The sequence below is a fragment of the Tabrizicola fusiformis genome (assembly GCF_013328815.1).
GTDB lineage: Bacteria > Pseudomonadota > Alphaproteobacteria > Rhodobacterales > Rhodobacteraceae > Fuscibacter.
Map to the genome: position 1 here is coordinate 1 of NZ_JABUHN010000003.1, position 16,280 is coordinate 16,280.

General features: G+C 64.5%; 20 protein-coding genes and 1 tRNA gene. 10 read left to right on the top strand and 11 right to left on the bottom strand.

Going from position 1 to position 16,280, the window contains the following annotated elements:
* The first annotated feature begins 118 nt into the window (after positions 1–118).
* The 5 genes from HS053_RS04850 to HS053_RS22285 all read left to right on the top strand — a co-directional run bounded on the left by HS053_RS04850 (position 119) and on the right by HS053_RS22285 (position 3,564).
* Positions 119–1,432 carry a glycosyltransferase family protein gene (locus HS053_RS04850; protein WP_174210096.1) on the top strand — a complete coding sequence of 438 codons (1,314 nt, stop codon included), beginning with the start codon at positions 119–121 and terminating at the stop codon, positions 1,430–1,432.
* Between the two features lie 275 nt (positions 1,433–1,707).
* Positions 1,708–1,863 carry a hypothetical protein gene (locus HS053_RS04855; protein ID WP_174210097.1) on the top strand — a complete coding sequence of 52 codons (156 nt, stop codon included), beginning with the start codon at positions 1,708–1,710 and terminating at the stop codon, positions 1,861–1,863.
* Positions 1,863–2,690: a sulfotransferase family protein gene (locus HS053_RS04860; RefSeq protein WP_174210098.1), complete on the top strand. Its 828-nt coding sequence runs from the start codon at positions 1,863–1,865 to the stop codon at positions 2,688–2,690. Before HS053_RS04855 ends, HS053_RS04860 begins: the two co-directional genes overlap by 1 nt.
* A 98-nt stretch (positions 2,691–2,788) precedes the next feature.
* Entirely contained in the window at positions 2,789–3,253 is a 465-nt protein-coding gene (locus HS053_RS22485; protein WP_277817041.1) for an LbetaH domain-containing protein, read from the top strand.
* A 35-nt stretch (positions 3,254–3,288) separates the two neighbouring features.
* Entirely contained in the window at positions 3,289–3,564 is a 276-nt protein-coding gene (locus HS053_RS22285; RefSeq protein ID WP_241699788.1) for a hypothetical protein, read from the top strand.
* A 167-nt stretch (positions 3,565–3,731) separates the two neighbouring features.
* On the opposite strand, the gene HS053_RS04870 is transcribed toward HS053_RS22285, so the two are convergent.
* Positions 3,732–3,807, bottom strand: a tRNA-Thr gene (locus HS053_RS04870).
* Between the two features lie 62 nt (positions 3,808–3,869).
* Positions 3,870–5,525: an ABC transporter permease gene (locus HS053_RS04875; RefSeq protein ID WP_458358877.1), complete on the bottom strand. Its 1,656-nt coding sequence runs from the start codon at positions 5,523–5,525 to the stop codon at positions 3,870–3,872.
* A 91-nt stretch (positions 5,526–5,616) separates the two neighbouring features.
* Here HS053_RS04875 and HS053_RS04880 point away from each other — a divergent pair, with 91 nt between their 5' ends.
* The gene (locus tag HS053_RS04880) at positions 5,617–6,489 is read left to right on the top strand and encodes a hypothetical protein (protein WP_174210100.1); all 873 of its coding nucleotides are present in this window, start codon (positions 5,617–5,619) and stop codon (positions 6,487–6,489) included.
* A 188-nt stretch (positions 6,490–6,677) separates the two neighbouring features.
* Here the strand turns inward: HS053_RS04880 and HS053_RS22575 are convergent, their stop codons facing one another.
* Genes HS053_RS22575 through HS053_RS04895 form a run of 3 tightly spaced genes read right to left on the bottom strand, consistent with a single transcriptional unit; the run spans position 6,678 to position 8,835 of the window.
* A complete protein-coding gene (locus HS053_RS22575; RefSeq protein WP_347233294.1) occupies positions 6,678–7,604 on the bottom strand; it encodes a TIGR01244 family sulfur transferase in 927 nt (308 codons plus the stop codon).
* Entirely contained in the window at positions 7,546–7,968 is a 423-nt protein-coding gene (locus HS053_RS04890; protein WP_174210102.1) for a YeeE/YedE family protein, read from the bottom strand. Before HS053_RS04890 ends, HS053_RS22575 begins: the two co-directional genes overlap by 59 nt.
* Positions 7,969–7,971: 3 nt before the next feature.
* Positions 7,972–8,835: an MBL fold metallo-hydrolase gene (locus HS053_RS04895; RefSeq protein WP_174210103.1), complete on the bottom strand. Its 864-nt coding sequence runs from the start codon at positions 8,833–8,835 to the stop codon at positions 7,972–7,974.
* 166 nt (positions 8,836–9,001) lie between these two features.
* Here HS053_RS04895 and HS053_RS04900 point away from each other — a divergent pair, with 166 nt between their 5' ends.
* From HS053_RS04900 to HS053_RS04910, 3 genes are all read left to right on the top strand, one after another.
* Positions 9,002–9,319, top strand: a complete 318-nt coding sequence (locus HS053_RS04900; RefSeq protein WP_174210104.1) for a TraR/DksA family transcriptional regulator — start codon at positions 9,002–9,004, stop codon at positions 9,317–9,319.
* 21 nt (positions 9,320–9,340) lie between these two features.
* A complete protein-coding gene (locus HS053_RS04905; protein WP_174210105.1) occupies positions 9,341–9,556 on the top strand; it encodes a hypothetical protein in 216 nt (71 codons plus the stop codon).
* A gap of 82 nt (positions 9,557–9,638) precedes the next feature.
* The gene (locus HS053_RS04910; protein ID WP_174210106.1) at positions 9,639–11,417 is read left to right on the top strand and encodes an enoyl-CoA hydratase-related protein; all 1,779 of its coding nucleotides are present in this window, start codon (positions 9,639–9,641) and stop codon (positions 11,415–11,417) included.
* A gap of 132 nt (positions 11,418–11,549) precedes the next feature.
* Here the strand turns inward: HS053_RS04910 and HS053_RS04915 are convergent, their stop codons facing one another.
* Positions 11,550–11,765, bottom strand: a complete 216-nt coding sequence (locus tag HS053_RS04915; RefSeq protein ID WP_174210107.1) for a hypothetical protein — start codon at positions 11,763–11,765, stop codon at positions 11,550–11,552.
* 139 nt (positions 11,766–11,904) lie between these two features.
* Between HS053_RS04915 and HS053_RS04920 the strand changes: the two genes are divergently transcribed.
* Positions 11,905–12,159 carry a DUF2312 domain-containing protein gene (locus tag HS053_RS04920; protein ID WP_174210108.1) on the top strand — a complete coding sequence of 85 codons (255 nt, stop codon included), beginning with the start codon at positions 11,905–11,907 and terminating at the stop codon, positions 12,157–12,159.
* Positions 12,160–12,174: 15 nt separating this feature from the next.
* On the opposite strand, the gene HS053_RS04925 is transcribed toward HS053_RS04920, so the two are convergent.
* From HS053_RS04925 to HS053_RS04945, 5 genes are read right to left on the bottom strand one after another with little or no spacing between them, the layout of a single operon-like run.
* Positions 12,175–13,800: an AMP-binding protein gene (locus tag HS053_RS04925; RefSeq protein WP_174210109.1), complete on the bottom strand. Its 1,626-nt coding sequence runs from the start codon at positions 13,798–13,800 to the stop codon at positions 12,175–12,177.
* A 24-nt stretch (positions 13,801–13,824) separates the two neighbouring features.
* The gene (locus HS053_RS04930) at positions 13,825–14,223 is read right to left on the bottom strand and encodes a RidA family protein (protein WP_174210110.1); all 399 of its coding nucleotides are present in this window, start codon (positions 14,221–14,223) and stop codon (positions 13,825–13,827) included.
* Positions 14,220–14,630, bottom strand: a complete 411-nt coding sequence (locus HS053_RS04935; protein WP_174210111.1) for an acyl-CoA thioesterase — start codon at positions 14,628–14,630, stop codon at positions 14,220–14,222. The genes HS053_RS04930 and HS053_RS04935 overlap by 4 nt, the downstream gene beginning before the upstream one ends.
* Positions 14,631–14,633: 3 nt before the next feature.
* A complete protein-coding gene (locus HS053_RS04940; RefSeq protein WP_174210112.1) occupies positions 14,634–15,083 on the bottom strand; it encodes a cupin domain-containing protein in 450 nt (149 codons plus the stop codon).
* Between the two features lie 14 nt (positions 15,084–15,097).
* On the bottom strand, positions 15,098–16,234 hold the full coding sequence (locus HS053_RS04945; protein ID WP_174210113.1) for an acyl-CoA dehydrogenase family protein: 1,137 nt from the start codon (positions 16,232–16,234) through the stop codon (positions 15,098–15,100).
* Positions 16,235–16,280 lie beyond the last annotated feature (46 nt).

A 16,280-nucleotide genomic window follows, 5' to 3' on the forward strand; every position in this document is an offset into this window, starting at 1 on the left:
CTATCACAGAGGTCGCGGGGTAGGTCTGTCCACGGAAAGGGGAGGTCCCACGATCAACCGATTTGTGCAACAGAGCCATTGTGATGCCTATGTCACCACGTCTCCAAGCGTCCGCAGCATGATCCTCGATACATTGCCACCCGAGGCTGCGGAACGGTTTGCCGTTATCCCGCACGGCCGGGATTTTTCTGATATGCGCCAGAATATCAGATGGCCAAATGCCGAGGACACGGTGCGGATATTGGTTCCGGGCAACATCTCGATCGCAAAAGGGCGCAAGTTGATTGAAGACTTGCTTGATCCGGACCAAGCGGATCGCCGCCTTAAATTCCATATTCTCGGCGACCATGATTTTCCGGGACCGCGTCGCGGCCTGCATTTCCATGGCAAATATGTCCGCGAAGAGTTTAACAATCATGTGAGCCGCATCGCTCCGCATGTTGGTGCCGTATTCTCCATCTGGGACGAAACCTATTGCCACACGCTCACGGAAATGTGGGCGGCAGGGCTGCCTGTTATTGGCTTGGACTACCCCACCGTTGCCGGACGAATTCGGGCGTCCAATGGCGGCTGGGTACACAGCGAGTCTGATGTTGACAAGCTATATGCGGATATCGTGCGCGACATGAAGGACGGCGACGGCTTTATGGAGCGGTTGCGCGCCGTGATCGAATGGCAGTCGGGCGAAGGCCGATCCAATACGACCCGTGTGATGGCTTCAAAATATCACGCGCTTTATCATGAGGTTGCGAATGATCGCCTGCGTCTGCGGGCGCCTGAGATGAGGCTTCCGAACGTCCAAAAGGCGGGCCAATCCCGTGTGGCGGTGGTTTGCCCGGCGGATGCCGCTCAGGAATCGGCGCCCGGTTCGACGCATATCCGGGTTTGGGCACGGACTCAGAACCACGCGAACCGCAAGGTTACATTCGTCCGAATGTCGCCCAAAGAACTTTTGGCGGCCGTAAGATGTGGCGACATCGACAAGGCAATCGTGCAGCGAAATGCAATTCCTGGTCCGATCTGGCAAAGCCTCAGATCTTTCGTTGAGGCGGGAAAGCTGCGCTATGCCTTGGATATTGATGATGATCTTCTGTCAGTTCCGGCGGACAAAGATCCTGATGGCAGCTACGCTCTATATGCTCCGGTCCTGACAGATATACTCGCTCATGCGACTTTGGTCATAGCCTCTACCGAAGTTCTGGCGCGCAGCCTCAAAGACAAGAGCAAAAAGATCAAGGTGCTTCCGAAGCTGCTGTCCGGCGCTATCTGGCGTGGTCGCCTGCCGCGCCGCCGGAATGAAAACATTGTTCGCGGGCTCTATATGGGCAACCGCAGTCACGACGCTGATTTTGCCATGGTTAAATCGTCCTTTGACGCAATGGCACGGTCAACACCAAATCTTCGTCTGCGGCTGGTGGGTGCCTTGCAATAGCCGCTCTGGAATGTGCCAGACTGACTTGAGGGTGTTGATATTCCTTTGGCAGCTCGCGGTTATCCGGCGTTTGTTGGCTGGCTTCGTGATCAATGCGACGAGCTGGATTTCGGTATCGCGCCTTTGGTCAAAGGCCAGTTCAATGAATGCAAGTCTTACCTGAAAATACTGGACTATGCCGGTCTGGGATTGCCTGTCCTGGCGTCCAACCATCCCGTCTATACGCCCCTCGCCGGGAATGATCACGTTACCCTGGTGGACAATACTGCCGCGGCATGGAGACGGCCCTGAAAGGAATGCTGCGGGCAGGAAAACCAAGTGAGGCAAGGCGTGCGGCAATTCGGGACTGGATTTCTGCCAATCATCAGTTGGAAAGCACGCTTGAGCAGTATGATGACTTGCTGCTCGAGTCCCTGGGAGGTGCCGGCTGATGAAGCTGCCTAACTTTTTGGTCATTGGTGCGCAGAAGGCGGGCTCGACCTGGATTTATGATTGTCTCAGGCAGCACCCGGATGTGTTCATGCCGTCGGCCGTTGAACTTCTGTATTTCAACCGGCCGAATTATGCTGATCCGGCCACGCGCGGAGCTTATGAGGCGCATTTTGTCAACGCCTACGGATATAGGCGCGTAGGTGAAAAGACTCCAGGCTACTTTTGGACCGCGGACCCCGCCCGTTCCACGACGCAGCCATCGGCGAATCACAACAGGGACATCCCGGGCGCTGTGCGCGATGTATTGGGCGAAGATGTTGATTTCATTGTGTCGCTGCGCCATCCCGTATGGTGCGCGATTTCGGCATTTGGCCATCACGTCAAGCGCAATCGCATTGATCCGCAGAAGCACCTGCGAGATGTAGCCCATACGATGGGAATACTCGATATCGGGTTTTATGGCGCACATTTGCGGAGTTGGCTTGAGAGCATGCCCAAAGAGCGGTTCGAAGTGCTGATCTTCGAGGACGACATTGTTCGGGATCCAGAAGCGGGCTTTCGCAAGTTGTGCAACTTCCTGAAGGTCGATGACAACTTTAAACACGAGGGGCTGCACCTTTCCTCCAATGCCGGCGCGCCATGCCGGATAAGCAGCGCGGGTATTGCGGTGACCGGGCACCCTCTGCCGATTGATGCTGACGACATCCGCTTCCTGTGCGACAGCTATGCTGCGGATATTGATCTGACCGTCGCGTTGCTGGGCCGCAGCCTGCCAGCCTGGGACGAAGAAAGTGCCCGCTTGCGCGCTTGGTGTGATAGACAGTGACCCATGGCTGGTTCGCTTGCTGCACTGAATGGCGAAAATCACATGGCGGATAAGGTAGATGAGTATGGTAGAAAAAGCCCGTTAACTCCCAGCAGAGGATGACGAGCTTTGGCCTTGAGGCGAGCTTGCGCGTCACGGATGGCCTTGATCGGCGCTTTACCTTCGAACCCCCGGTCCGCCTTTCCAATCTGGCAATGCGGGGCGATTGTTCCATCGGTGCATTCTCTTATGCCGTTTCGGGTCATGCTTATGGGACTCATATCGGGCGTTATTGTTCGATCGCGCGCGATGTGAATATCGGCCAGGTCAATCATACCATGGAATGGCTCTCCACCAGCCCATTCCAGTTTGATCAGGGTTTCAGGTTTAACACCGGGGAGTCCTTTCCCGACAAGGACCAGTATGATGCGACGGCGCCTGATCCGGCGTTGTCGGCAAAGGCGCGGCGTGTCCTGACGAGGGTCACGCGCATTGGCAATGACGTTTGGATCGGCCACGGCGCGATCATTACCGCGGGTGTCTCTGTTGGCGATGGAGCGGTCGTGGGGCCAATGCCGTTGTGACAAAGGATGTTGCCCCATATGCGATTGTCGGTGGCGTGCCGGCACGGCTGATCCGATATCGCTTCGATGAGGCTTTGAGAGAGCGGATGCTGCGGGTCAGATGGTGGCAATACGCGACCGGGCAACTTGCCGGTGTGCCGTTCTCGGATCCGGACGCGGCTCTCACTGAAATTGAACGGCGTGTGAATGAAGAGGGGATGTTGCCCTATGACCCGGTGCGGGTCACGCGAGCCCTTCTTGATCCAGCGGTGGAGGAGCCGGAGAGCGGTGTGGCGCCTGTCGATGGGCATGGAGCAACCGGCGAGTCGTGAATGCGATGCCAACGCGCGCGGCTCGCGCCCGCTGCGCCGCGAAGTGGTTGATGCGGGTCATCGGCAGAGGAGTCTGCTGAGGCCCGTGTTTCAGGGGCCTTTGCGTTTTCAGCCGGAGAATTCCCTACTTCCAATGCTTTAGACGGTCCGAAAGCAGGGAGGGACGATGGTGCCCGGTGAGGGAGTCGAACCCCCGACCCTCGCTTTACAAAAGCGCAGCTCTGGCCTCTGAGCTAACCGGGCGTCACGCGGCGGATGTAGCAATTGGCGGCGCCCCCTGCAAGTCCCGCGCGGGCCCCTTGCCGCTATCGGTCGCGGTTGCCATGGGCCAGCAGCGCCACCGCCATAAGGCCCAGCGCCACCACCACCAGTGCCGCTGGCGCCGCCTCGCCCAGTTGCTCCAGACTGGCCAGTTCGTAAACCCGGGTGGACAGCGTGTTGAAATTGAAGGGCCGCAGCAAAAGCGTCGCCGGCAGTTCCTTGACACAATCGACAAAGACCACCAGCAGCGCCGAAGCGACCGAGCCTCGCATCAAGGGCAGGTAGACGCGCCGCAGCGCCCCGCCCGCCGTCTGGCCAAGCGAGCGGGCAGCCATCGGCAGGCTGGGCGAAATCCGGCCAAAGGCCGCGTCCACTGCCCCTTGCCCGATGCCGAAGAAGCGCACCACATAGGCCAGCACGATCGCCGCCGAAGTGCCGGTCAGCATCAGCCCCGGATCATGGCCGGTCAGCGCCAGAACCGCATCGGCAACCCGGTGGTCAAGAGCGGCCAGCGGCACCAGAATGCCCACGGCCAGCACGGCCCCGGGTGCCGCATAGCCCAGCGTGGTGACCGGCAGCACCAGCCGCGCCATGCCCCGCCCCGCCATCCGCACCCCGTAAACCAGAAACAGCGCCGTCCCCACCGTCAGAACCGCCGCCGCCCCGCCGGTGACCACGGTGTTCAGCGCCGCCGACCCCAGCCCCGGTGCAGCCCAGACCTGCGGCTTGGCAATGGCATGGCTGGCCATGACCGAGACCGGCAGCACGAAACCCAGCGCAAAGGGGATCAGGCAAAGCCCTGTCGCCGCCCAGCCCGCCAGCCCCGGCAGGGTCACGGCACTGACCGGGCGGGGCGCGCGGCTGGGGCGGTGGAACCGGGCATTGCGCCGCCCCAGCCGCTCGATGGCGACAAGGCACAGGATCAGCGCCAGGATCACCCCGGAAATCTGCGCCGCGCCGCCCGCATTGCCGCCGTTCAGCCAGGTGGAGAACACCCCTGTCGTCAGCGTCTGCACCCCGAAATGCTGCACCGTGCCGAAATCGGCCACCGTCTCCATCAGCGCCAGCGCCACGCCCGCGGCAATCGCCGGCCGGGCCAGCGGCAGGCCCAGCCGCCAGAACACACCCCAGCCGTTCAGGCCCAGCGCCCGGGCCACCTCGTAAATCCCGCCGGATTGTTCGCGCAGCGCCTGACGGGTCAGCAGATAGACGTAAGGATACAGCACCGAGGACAACACCAGAATCGCCGCCCATTCGCTGCGGATCGTCGGGAACCAATAGTCGCGCGCATTGCGCCAGCCGAACATCGCCCGCAGCGCCGTCTGCAAGGCGCCGGAATAATCCAGGAAATCCACCAGCGCATAGGCCCCGACATAGGCCGGGATCGCCAGCGGAAAGAGCAGCGCATGGGCCAGCCAGCCCCGCCCCGGAAAGCGATACATCGTCACCAGCCAGGCCGCCCCCGTGCCCATGGCCGCGGCCAGCGTGCCCACCCCCGCCATCAGGATCAGCGTCGTGCCCAGATAGCGCGGCAGCACCGTGGCCAGAAGATGCGGCCAGATATTCTCGGTCGGATGCAGCGCGATCCACAGCACCGCCAGCATCGGCGCCACGACCACCACCGCAATCGCCAAGGCCCCCAGAGACCAGCCATCGGGGATCAGGTGGCGCAGGCTTATCCGACTGTTTTGCTGGGACAACATGAGGCCGCGCTTACAGGAAAGCGGTTTCCCTGTCCAGAAAACCCGATATAACTGCCCAAAGAACAAATGACAGGCCGGGCAAAGCAGTATGCGGATCGTCTATCATCTCGGGGCGCATTTCACCGATGAAGAGCGTCTTCTGAAATGCCTCGGACGCAACCGTGATCTTCTGGCGCAGCATTCCATCGTCGTGGCCAATCCCAAACGCTACCGCAGCCTCTTGCGCGAAACCGCGATCCGGCTGAAAGGCGCCGCCGCCACGATCGAGGAACAGGCGCTGATCCTGGAACAGATCATGGAGGAAGACCGCGCCGACCGGCTTATCCTGTCATGGGAAAGCTTCATGTCGCTGCCGGCCTGGGTACTGAAGGACAAACTTTACCCCTCGGCCGGCGAGCGGACCCGCGCCTTTGCCCAGATCTTCCCCCAGATCGAGGCCGAGTTCCACCTTGGCCTGCGCAACCCCGCCACCTTCCTGCCGCTGCTTTATGACCGGCTGAAACCTGCCAGCTATGGCGAATTTCTGGCCGGGGCCGATCCTTTCGCGCTGCGCTGGTCGGATGTGGTGGAGCAGATTCTGGATGCCAACCCCGACGCGCCGCTGACCGTCTGGTGCGACGAGGATACGCCGCTGATCTGGCCCGAGGTGTTGCAGGCAGTCTCCGGCCTGCCCGAAGGCACGCCGCTTGAAGGCGAAGAGGATCTTGTCGCCTCGCTGATGTCGGGCGAGGGGCTGACCCGGATGAACACCTATATCGCCGGTCACCCGCCCCAGACCGTGCTGCAACGGCGCAAGATCGTCTCGGCCTTCCTCGACAAATTCGCTTTGCCCGAACGGATCGAGCTGGAATTCGAAATGCCCGGCTGGACCGAAGACATGGTCGAAGACCTGACCGCGCTTTACGAGGAAGACGTGGCGCGCATCGCCGCCATGCCCGAGGTCACCTTCCTGCACCCCTGACGCCCCTGCCCGGCGCCGGGGGCCAGCCCCCGGACCCCCGGAGTATTTCAAAAGGTGCAAATGCAGGGGCGGTTGCGCGAACCTGCCCGCGCAACCGCCCCTGCCCCGGGGATTTGCACCTTTCGAAATACTCCCGCCGGAGGCAGCGACGCCAGCACCGGGCGCCACCCCTGTCTGATTGCGAAACCTCAGCGCGCGGCGGCGGCCTCGATCTGGTCGCGCAGGGCGGCGTGGTTGTAGCCGTGCCGCGCCGTGGTGGCGATCATCTCGTCCACCGGCAGTTTGCCCGCATTCATCAGCATCCAGACGATGGACGACCGGTTGCCCGAGGCGCAATAGGCAAAGACCGGGCCGCTTGCCGCCTCGACCGCGGCCTTCTGCACCGCGACAACCTCGGCGCTGAGGGCACCCGGATAGACCGGGTTGATCACGAAGGTCAGGCCCAGCGCCTCGGCCGCGGTCTTGACTTCGGCCCCATGCAGATGGGCCGGAATCTCGCCATCGGGGCGGTTGTCGATGATGGTGGTAAAGCCGGCGGCCTTCAGCGCGGCAAGGTCGGAAATCTCGATCTGCGGCGAGACGGCATAGGCGGGGGTAAGGGCGCGGATGTCCATGGCACTCCTGAAAAGGGTGAGTGTGTCGATCCGCTGACGGACCATTGGTGCGAAAACCATAGCCGTGACCATGGCGAGAAGGAAGACCAGACCGCCCCAGCCGCCAAAGCCCAGCGAGGCCAGCGCCGGCCCGGGGCAGAGCCCCGCCAGCGCCCAGCCCATGCCGAACAGGACCGAACCGATCACCAGATTGGGGCCGACCTCGCGCTTGGGCGGTTCGGGAAAGGCGCCGCCAAGGACCGGATGATACATCCGCGCCGCCACCCGCCAGGCAACCGCCATCGGCAGGATCGCCCCGCCCAGCACAAAGGCCAGCGTCGGATCCCAGTCGCCGAACACATCCAGCCAGCCCTGAACCCGGGTGGTGTCGGTCATGCCCGACAAGAGCAGCCCCGCCCCGAAGATACCGCCCGCCAGCGCCGAAAAGCCAAGGCGCCTCATGTCACAGCACCCCGGCAACGTGGCGCAGCAGCGCCATGGTGACGCCGCCCGCCAGCACATAGAACACCGTGGCGACGATGCCCCGCAGGCTCAACCGCGAGATGCCGCACACCCCGTGCCCCGAGGTGCAGCCATTGGCCAGCCGCGTGCCCAGCCCCACCAGAAGCCCGCCCGCGATGATCAGAAGCCAGTTCTGCGTCAGATGGGTTTCGGCCCCCGCCGCAAGGCCCAGAACCGCCGGAACCGCCACCAACCCGGCGATGAAGGCCGCCCGCTCGGCCCATGTGCCGCGCCCGCTGCCATCGACCAGCCCGCCAAGGATGCCGGAAATCCCCATCACCCGGCCATTGACCAAGAGATAAAGCGAAGCCGCCCCGCCGATCAGCAGCCCGCCCAAGAATCCCCAAAGCCAGGACAGTTCCATGCCTTACAACCCGTTGATCGGAAGTTTCAGATAGGACAGGCCATTGTCCTCGGGTTCGGGCATCTGGCCTGCCCGCATGTTCACCTGCAAGGAGGGCAGGATCAGCCGGGGCATTCCCAGCGTGGCATCGCGCTTTTGCCGCAGCGCCACGAAGTCCTCGCGCGATTTTCCGGCGCCGACATGGACGTTCAGCGCCTTTTGCGCGCCCACTGTGGTTTCCCAGGCAAATTCCTCGCGCCCCGGCGCCTTGTAGTCATGGCCGACGAAGATGCGGGTTTCCTCGGGCAGCGACAGGATCTTTTGCACCGAATGCCACATGGTTTCGGCCGAGCCACCGGGGAAATCGCAGCGCGCGGTGCCGAAATCGGGCATGAAGAGCGTATCGCCGACAAAGGCCGCATCGCCGATCACATAGGTCAGGCAGGCCGGAGTATGGCCGGGCGTATGCAGCACCTCACCGCGCAACTGGCCGATCATCAGCACATCACCTTCGCGGAACAGCCGGTCGAACTGGCTGCCGTCGCGCTGAAACCGCGTGCCCTCGTTGAATATCTTGCCGAAGGTTTCCTGCACCACGGTAATGCGGTCGCCAATGCCGATCTTGCCGCCAAGCCGTTCCTGCAGATAGGGTGCGGCGGAAAGGTGGTCGGCATGGACATGGGTTTCCAGCACCCATTCCAGCCGCAGCCCCTGATCCCTGATGAATTCCACCACCGCATCAGCCGAGCGCGTGTCGGTGCGCCCGGACGCCTGATCGAAGTCCAGCACCGAATCGATCACGGCGCAGGCCCGCCCCTCGGGCTCGACCACGACATAGGTGATGGTGTTGGTGGCCACGTCAAAGAAGCCATGGACGGCGGGTTTCATCGCTGCGCTCCGCTTATTCACGACCATATTGGCCGGGTTTTCTGGACTGTCAACATATTTAGCAATGAGAATATGTGTGCCGCCGATCCCTGTTTCAATCATTGATGCATGTCAAGGAAGGTGTTTTGCGGGCAGGCTAGTCTTGCCTCAGTTGCAGGAGGAATCAATGACCAGCACCGCCGACCGCAAGACCCAGCTTGAAGCGCGCCTTGCCGACCTGAAAGGGCGGCTGACCGGGATCGAAAGCGAACTCGACTCGCATGATGCCAAGGACTGGGAAGATCTGGCGACCGAGCGCGAGAGCGATGAGGTGCTGGAGTCGATGGGCGTCAGCGGTCAGCAGGAAATCCGCCAGATCGAGGCGGCGCTGATCCGCATTGCCGAAGGCGAATACGGCTTTTGCGCCAAATGCGGCGCCGAAATCTCGCAAGACCGTCTGGACGTGCTGCCGCAGACGCCATTCTGCCGCAACTGCGCGGCCTGATCGGGGACAAAGGGGGGAACCATGACCGACAAGACCATCGAAAGCTTTGCCAAGCTGGCCGGCGATCTGACCACCGCCGCGATGTCCGGTCAGGGCGCGGGGTTGAGCCTGTTGCAGGCCGAAATGCAGGCCCTCAGCCTGCTGATGCCCGGCGCCACGCTGCCCGCGCGCAGCGATGCCGAACGGCTGGCCGCCGACGCCGCGATCGAGGCCGATTTCGACAACATGCCGGTTTGACCGGCTTTTCCCGTTGCGGGCCCGCTGCGGGATTGCCAGCCCTTGACCCTTTGCGCTTAATGGCCGGGTCAGGGGTGATTTGATGCAGAACGACAGAACCGATTTCATCGCAGAACAGACGCGCGACCGGGTCCGGTTGATCTGGCTGCGGCGCGGCCCGGCCAATGCGCTGCATGGCCCGATGATCGCCGAACTGGGGCGGGCCTTGGCCAATGCCGGCGCCGATCCGGCGGTCGGGGCCATCGTTCTGGCGGCCGAAGGGGCGGTGTTCTGCGCGGGGGCCGATCCCTCTGAACTGACCCGCACCAAGGGCAGCGGTCTGGCCGAACTCTGCCGCGCGCTGGAAACCGGGGCCAAGCCGGTGGTGGCGGCGCTGCAGGGCAATGCCTTTGGCGCCGGGCTTGAGCTGGCGCTGGCCGCCCATGCCCGCATCGCCCTGCCCGCCGCCCGTCTGGCCCTACCCGAGGTGGCACTGGGTCTGGTGCCCGCCGCCGGCGCAACCCAGCGCCTGCCCCGGCTGGTCGGCGCCGCCCCGGCGCTGCGCCTGCTGACCCAAGGTGCGCCGCTGACCGCGGCCGAGGCGCTGGCCATCGGATTGGTGGATCATGTGGTTGAAGACCACCTGATCGACCGTGCCATCGCTTTGGCCTCCGAGCTTGCCACCCGCCCGCTGATCTCTGCCGAAGACCGGCGCGAGGGGATGCGGGACATGGCCACCTACCGCGCCGCCCTTACCACGGCCCGCGCCCGCGCCGAGGCGGGCCGGATGCCCGCGCCGATCCGGCTGGTCGAATGCGTCGAGGCGGCGGTGCTGCTGCCCTATGAGATGGGTCTGGCTTTTGAACGCGCCGCCTTTGAAGACATGGTCGCCTCGTCCGAGGCGCAGGCCCTGATGCACGCCTTTCAGGCCGAGCGGCGTGCCTTGCAGCCGCCGCCCGCGCTGGCGGGCCGCCCCGCCCCGCGGCTGGCGACGCTGGGCCTCTGGGGCGGCGGCGGGGCGCTGGCCGATGTGGCGCGGCAGGCGCTTTCGGCGGGGCTGAAGGTTGTTCTGGCCACGCCCGACCGGGCGACGCTGGTGGCAGCGCTTGAACGGATCGCCGCCCGGCAGGAAGAAATGGTCACCGCCGGGCAGCTTTCCCCCGCGGCCCGCGATGCCGACTGGGGCCGGCTGACCGGCACGACCGGGATTGAGGCGCTGTCGGGCGCCGATCTGGTGCTGCACACGCCCGAAGCCGGGGCCGCCGCCCTGCCCGCCACCCTGCCCCGGGCCGCCTTGGGCGACGGCGGCGGATTGTCGTTTTTCCCCGCCCCTGCGACGGGGCTTCTCAGCGAGGTGGTGATCCCCGCAGGGCAGCCGCCCGAGCCGCTTGCCCTGACCTATGGTCTTGCGCGGCGTCTGGGCGGCAAGGTGGTCACCTGCGGCGCGGGCGGGCCGCTGGATGCGCGGCTGCGCGCCACGCTCGCCCGGGTGGTCGGCTGGCTGGAAGGTCAGGGCCATGCACGCGATACGGTTGCCACGGCGCTGGCCGCCTATGGCATCGGTGCGGGCGCCCGTGGCAGGCTGCCCGCCCCGCCCCCCGGCAGCGCCGATCTGCTGGCCGCCTGTCTGGCCGCGCTGGCTTGCGAGGGGCTGCGGCTGATGGACGAAGGCACCACGCCACGCGCCGGCGACATCGACGCTGCTGCCACTATCTCCGGCCTGTTTCCGCGCTGGGAAGGCGGGCCGATGTATCAGGCACAGCGCCGCGGCCTGATGGTGCTGCGCGCCGACCTGCGCGCCCGCGCCGCGACGGCGCCGGCGCTGTTCACGCCACCCCCCCTGCTGGACCGGCTGATCGCCGAAGGCCGGCGGCTGGAATAGCCCCGAACCGCCTTCGCATCCGGCTTCCTGCGGCGTCCCTCTCTTCCGTAGGGTGCGTGCTTGCACGCACCATCCGCGGGCCACCCAAGGTGCGTGCTTGCACGCACCCTACCGGACGGGCCTGCCCGGTCTTCAGGCCAGGATCACCCCGAAGACCACCGCCATCAGCCCCAGCCCCGACAGCGCCAGCGCGCCAAGGTTCCAGACCACCACGCGCTGCAACGCCGCCTTCATCTGGGCATCCGGCAGGCCCGAGCGTTTGGCCCGCACCGCCAGCACGATGCACCAGACCAGCCCCAGCACCCCCAGAAGCGTCAGCGCCGCCCCGCCCCAGATCACCATTTCCATCGCCGATCCTCCGTTTGACCTGCGCCTAACCTGCGCAGGCCCCGCGCGCAAGTCCGCCACCCGGCTGCCGCAGCCGCTTGCACCCCGCCCCCGCCCCGCGCTAAACAGGCGGCCAACCCTTCAGACAGGCGAGTTTCCGATGCCCGACGCTTCCGATCCCTATAACGTCACCGCCGACGAGCTGCGCCAGTTCATCGAACGGGCCGAACAGCTCGCCTCGGAGAAAAAGGACATCGCCGAGCAGGAGAAAGAGCTTTTCGCCGAGGCGAAGGGCCGCGGCTATGACACCAAGGTCATGCGCAAGGTGATCGCCCTGCGCAAGCGCAAGCCCGACGAAATCGCCGAGGAAGAGGCGGTGCTGGACATGTACAAGCAGGCCCTTGGCATGAATTGACGGCGAAGGGCGGGCTTAAGCGCCCGCCCCGCCCCGCAGCCGGAACCGCTGGATCTTGCCGGTCTGGGTTTTCGGCAACGCCTCGGTGAAGATCACCCGACGCGGATATTTGTAAGGCGCGATCACCGCTTTCACATGGTCCTGCAACAGCTTGACCATCAGGCGGTCGCCCTCATGCCCTGAGGCCAGCACCACATGTGCCTCGACGATCTGGCCGCGATCTTCATCCGCAGCGCCGATCACCGCGCATTCCAGAACCGCAGGATGGCTCAGAAGCGCCGCCTCCACCTCGGGGCCTGCGATATTGTAGCCCGCGCTGATGATCATGTCGTCCGACCGGGCAGCAAAGTGAAAGCGCCCCTCTTCATCCTGCCAGAAACTGTCCCCCGTCAGGTTCCAGCCGTCGCGGACATAGACCCGCTGGCGCGCATCGGCCATATAGCGGCAGCCAGTCGGCCCGCGCACCGCCAGCCGCCCTACCTCGCCGCGCGGCAGTTCGGCCATGTCGGGGCCGACGATCCGCGCCTCATACCCCGTCACCGGCCGGCCGGTGCAGCCGGGGCGGTGGTCGTCAAAGCGGTTGGTCAGGAAAATGTGCAGCATTTCGGTGGCGCCGATGCCGTCCAGCATCGGCTTGCCGGTTTTCGCCTGCCATTCCTCATAGACCGGCGCGGGCAGGGTTTCCCCGGCCGAGACCGCCGCGCGCAGGCTCGACAGGTCGGCGCCCTCGTCCATCGCCTTCAACATCACCCGGTAAGCCGTTGGTGCGGTAAAACAAACCGTCGCCCGATGCTCTTGGATAATCTGGATCATGTTGGGCGGGCTTGCCTGCTCCAACAGCGCCGCCGCGGCACCAAAGCGCAGCGGAAACACTGCCAGACCGCCCAGCCCAAAGGTAAAGGCCAAGGGCGGAGAGCCCACAAACACATCCTCGGGCGTGACCTGCAACACTTCGCGCGCATAGCCGTCGGCGATGATCAGCAGGTCGCGGTGGAAATGCATCGTCGCCTTGGGTTCCCCGGTCGTGCCCGAGGTGAAGCCCAGAAGCGCCACATCATCGCGCCCCACCGGCGGCGGATCGAACCGCACCGGCTTGCGCAGCGCCACACGGTCAAGCTCGGCATCATGGTTCGCCGTGCCGTCAAAGCCCACCACGGTTTTCAGATGGGCGCTGCCGCGCTCGCAGGTGATCAGCTCTTCCATCAACCGCGTGTCACAGAGGGCGTGGCTGATCTCGGCCTTGTCCACGATCTGCGCCAGTTCGCCCGCCCGCAGCATCGGCATGGTGTTCACCACCACCGCCCCGGCCTTGGTCGCCGCCAGCCAGCAGGCCACCATGGCCGGATTGTTGGCAGACCGGATCAGCACGCGATTTCCGGGCTTTACACCGTAATCTTCAACCAGCGCATGGGCGATCCGGTTCGACCAATCGGTCAGCTCCTTGTAGGTCCGGCTGCGGCCATTGCCGATCAGCGCCACATGGTCGCCAAAGCCCTTGGCGACCATGCCATCGGTCAGTTCCACCGCCGCATTCAGCCATTCGGGATAGTCGAACCCCGCCAGCCGGATTTCCGGCCAATCCGCGGCGGCTGGCAGGCGGTCGCGGGTGAATGTGTCTTCATGTCCGCTTGGTCCCAACATCTGCATTCCCTCCCTGGTCTGCACTCAGTCCGGCACCACCGCCGTCGCCTCGATTTCCACCTTGGCGCGGTCCTCGACCAGCGCCACCACCTGAACCAGCGCCATCGCCGGGAAATGCCGGCCGATGATCTCTTTATACGCTTGTCCAAGACCTTTCAGCCCGGCCAGATATTCGCGCTTGTCGGTCACATACCAGGTCAGCCGCACCAGATGCTCAGGGCCCGCCCCGCCCTCGGCCAGCACCGCGACGATCGAGCGCAGCGCCTGCGCCGCCTGTTCGACGAAATCGTCGCTTTCAAACTCCTGCTCGGCATTCCAGCCGATCAGTCCGCCGGTAAAGATCATCTTGCCCCGGGCCGCGACGCCGTTGGCATAGCCCTTGGCCGGTTTCCAGTTCTTCGGATGCAGGATTTCAAAGCTCATGCGGCTTCCTCCATGAATGTGACCATGCGCGCGCGCATCTCTTCGGGCCAGGGCGCGGCGCGGCCGCCCTCGATCCAGACCAGCGTCAGGCGAAGCCGCATCCGCTCTTCCTCGCCCAGCCGTGCCCGGATCGAAAACTCGGCACTCGCGCCGCCCAGTTTCACAATCTCCAGCGTGAAAAACACCTTCTCGCCCAATCTTGAAGGTGCGACAAATTCTGCCTCGATCCTGACCGTCGGCACACCATTGCCCTGCCCAAGGTGCATCTGGGCAAAGCTGCGCCCCACCACATCGGCAAAGAAATTCTCGACGACCGAGTTCACCATCTCGAAATAGCGCGGATAAAAGACGATCCCCGCAGGGTCGCAATGGTTGAACTCGATCTGGTTAAGGCGCTGGTAGGGCATGGCTCAGTCGTTGGCCTCGGGCGGCAGGAAATCCACGTCATGCGCTGCCGAGGCCGCGATGATCGCCGGAATGTCGGTCATGTCATGCAGCGTCTCGAACAAAGCCTCAAGCTTGCCCGCGGGCGAGACCCAGAACAGCGCCCGCGCCGGCTTGTCGGATTTGTTGAAATAGCCATGCGGCACGCCCTTGGGCATCCGCACCAGATCGCCCGCCTTTGCGGTCTGCCATTTGCCGTCCAGCTTCAGCTCAAGCTGGCCTTCCTGCACCAGAATGAATTCATCCTGCGTCGGGTGGACATGGACCGGCACGAACTGACCCGGCTCGCTGTTGGTCTCAAAGCTGTAGGTCGTGTCGCAAGACGTCTTGGGGAAATACCGCTGTCCAAGGATATTCAGCATCCGCCCGTGATAGGCGGTGCCGTCGCGGGTGATGCCGCCGTCAAGATCTGCCATGTCTTCCTCCTCTGTTATCCCAGAATGCTGCGGGCGATCACCACCCGCTGCACGTCGCTGGCGCCTTCGTAAATCCGCAAGGCCCTGATTTCGCGGTAAAGACTTTCCACCACCGCGCCATGCCGCACCCCCTCGCCGCCATGCAGTTGCACCGCGATGTCGATGACTTTCTGCGCCGCCTCGGTGGCGTAAAGCTTGGCCATGGCCGCCTCGCGCGTGACGCGGGCCGCCCCCCGGTCCTTGGTCCAGGCGGCGCGGTAGATCAGCAGCGCCGCCGCGTCGATCTGCAGCGCCATATCGGCCAGATGCCCCTGCACCATCTGCAGTTCGGCCAATGCAGCCCCCTGAATCCGCCGCGCCTTTACCCGCGCCAGCGCCTCGTCCAGCGCGCGGCGGGCAAAGCCCAGTGCCGCCGCCCCGACGGTCGAGCGGAAGACATCCAGCACCGACATGGCGATCTTGAACCCCTCGCCCGGCGCGCCGATCAGCGCGGCCTCAGGCAGCACCACGTCGCGCAGACCCAGCCGGGCAAGCGGATGCGGCGCGATCACCTCAAGCCGCTCCTCCACCGTCAGCCCCGCCACATCGGCGGGCATGAGGAAGGCCGACAAGCCCCGCGCCCCCGGCGCCTCGCCGGTGCGGGCGAAGATCACATAGATATCGGCAATCCCGCCGTTGGAAATCCAGGTCTTCTCGCCATTCAGCACCCAGCCTTGGGGGCCGCGCGTGGCCGTCGTCGCCGTCGCCGCCACATCCGACCCGGCCCCCGGCTCGGTCAGGGCAAAGGCGGAAATCGCGGCTCCGGCGCGGGTGCGCCGCAGCCATTCTCGCTGCACATCCGTCCCAAAAAGCGAGACCGCTCCCATGCCAAGCCCCTGCATGGCAAAGGAAAAATCCGCCAACCCGTCATGCCGTGCCAGAGTCTCGCGGATCAGGCAGAGGCTGCGCACATCCAGCCGCTCGCCCGCACCCGCCCCGGAATGCTGCAACCAGCCCCCGGCCCCCAGCGCCGCCACCAGCCCGCGACAGGCCGCGTCGACATCGCCGTGATCCACCGGCAGATGCGCCTTTGCCCATTCCTCCAGCCCCGCCGCCAAAGCACGGTGACGGTCTTCGAAAAACGGCCAATCAAGGAAGCTCAGATCACTCATGCTTTCATCTGTCTCTAAATATCCCGGGGTAGCCCGTTGGTTTCGC

Excerpts from the sequence above, each read along its gene's own strand:
- HS053_RS04915 (WP_174210107.1), bottom strand. The coding sequence starts at position 11,765 with ATGGAAATGGTGATCTGGGGCGGGGCGGCGCTGACGCTTCTGGGGGTG.
- HS053_RS22575 (WP_347233294.1), bottom strand. The coding sequence starts at position 7,604 with ATGTGCTGGCGGGCGGCGTCACCATGGCGCTGCTGCGCCACGTTGCCG.
- HS053_RS04855 (WP_174210097.1), top strand. The coding sequence starts at position 1,708 with ATGGAGACGGCCCTGAAAGGAATGCTGCGGGCAGGAAAACCAAGTGAG.
- HS053_RS04935 (WP_174210111.1), bottom strand. The coding sequence starts at position 14,630 with ATGCCCTACCAGCGCCTTAACCAGATCGAGTTCAACCATTGCGACCCT.
- HS053_RS04900 (WP_174210104.1), top strand. The coding sequence starts at position 9,002 with ATGACCAGCACCGCCGACCGCAAGACCCAGCTTGAAGCGCGCCTTGCC.
- HS053_RS04905 (WP_174210105.1), top strand. The coding sequence starts at position 9,341 with ATGACCGACAAGACCATCGAAAGCTTTGCCAAGCTGGCCGGCGATCTG.
- HS053_RS04940 (WP_174210112.1), bottom strand. The coding sequence starts at position 15,083 with ATGGCAGATCTTGACGGCGGCATCACCCGCGACGGCACCGCCTATCAC.
- HS053_RS04910 (WP_174210106.1), top strand. The coding sequence starts at position 9,639 with ATGCAGAACGACAGAACCGATTTCATCGCAGAACAGACGCGCGACCGG.
- HS053_RS04895 (WP_174210103.1), bottom strand. The coding sequence starts at position 8,835 with ATGAAACCCGCCGTCCATGGCTTCTTTGACGTGGCCACCAACACCATC.
- HS053_RS04925 (WP_174210109.1), bottom strand. The coding sequence starts at position 13,800 with ATGTTGGGACCAAGCGGACATGAAGACACATTCACCCGCGACCGCCTG.
- HS053_RS04945 (WP_174210113.1), bottom strand. The coding sequence starts at position 16,234 with ATGAGTGATCTGAGCTTCCTTGATTGGCCGTTTTTCGAAGACCGTCAC.
- HS053_RS04880 (WP_174210100.1), top strand. The coding sequence starts at position 5,617 with ATGCGGATCGTCTATCATCTCGGGGCGCATTTCACCGATGAAGAGCGT.
- HS053_RS22485 (WP_277817041.1), top strand. The coding sequence starts at position 2,789 with ATGACGAGCTTTGGCCTTGAGGCGAGCTTGCGCGTCACGGATGGCCTT.
- HS053_RS04850 (WP_174210096.1), top strand. The coding sequence starts at position 119 with ATGATCCTCGATACATTGCCACCCGAGGCTGCGGAACGGTTTGCCGTT.
- HS053_RS04890 (WP_174210102.1), bottom strand. The coding sequence starts at position 7,968 with ATGGAACTGTCCTGGCTTTGGGGATTCTTGGGCGGGCTGCTGATCGGC.
- HS053_RS04860 (WP_174210098.1), top strand. The coding sequence starts at position 1,863 with ATGAAGCTGCCTAACTTTTTGGTCATTGGTGCGCAGAAGGCGGGCTCG.
- HS053_RS04920 (WP_174210108.1), top strand. The coding sequence starts at position 11,905 with ATGCCCGACGCTTCCGATCCCTATAACGTCACCGCCGACGAGCTGCGC.
- HS053_RS04930 (WP_174210110.1), bottom strand. The coding sequence starts at position 14,223 with ATGAGCTTTGAAATCCTGCATCCGAAGAACTGGAAACCGGCCAAGGGC.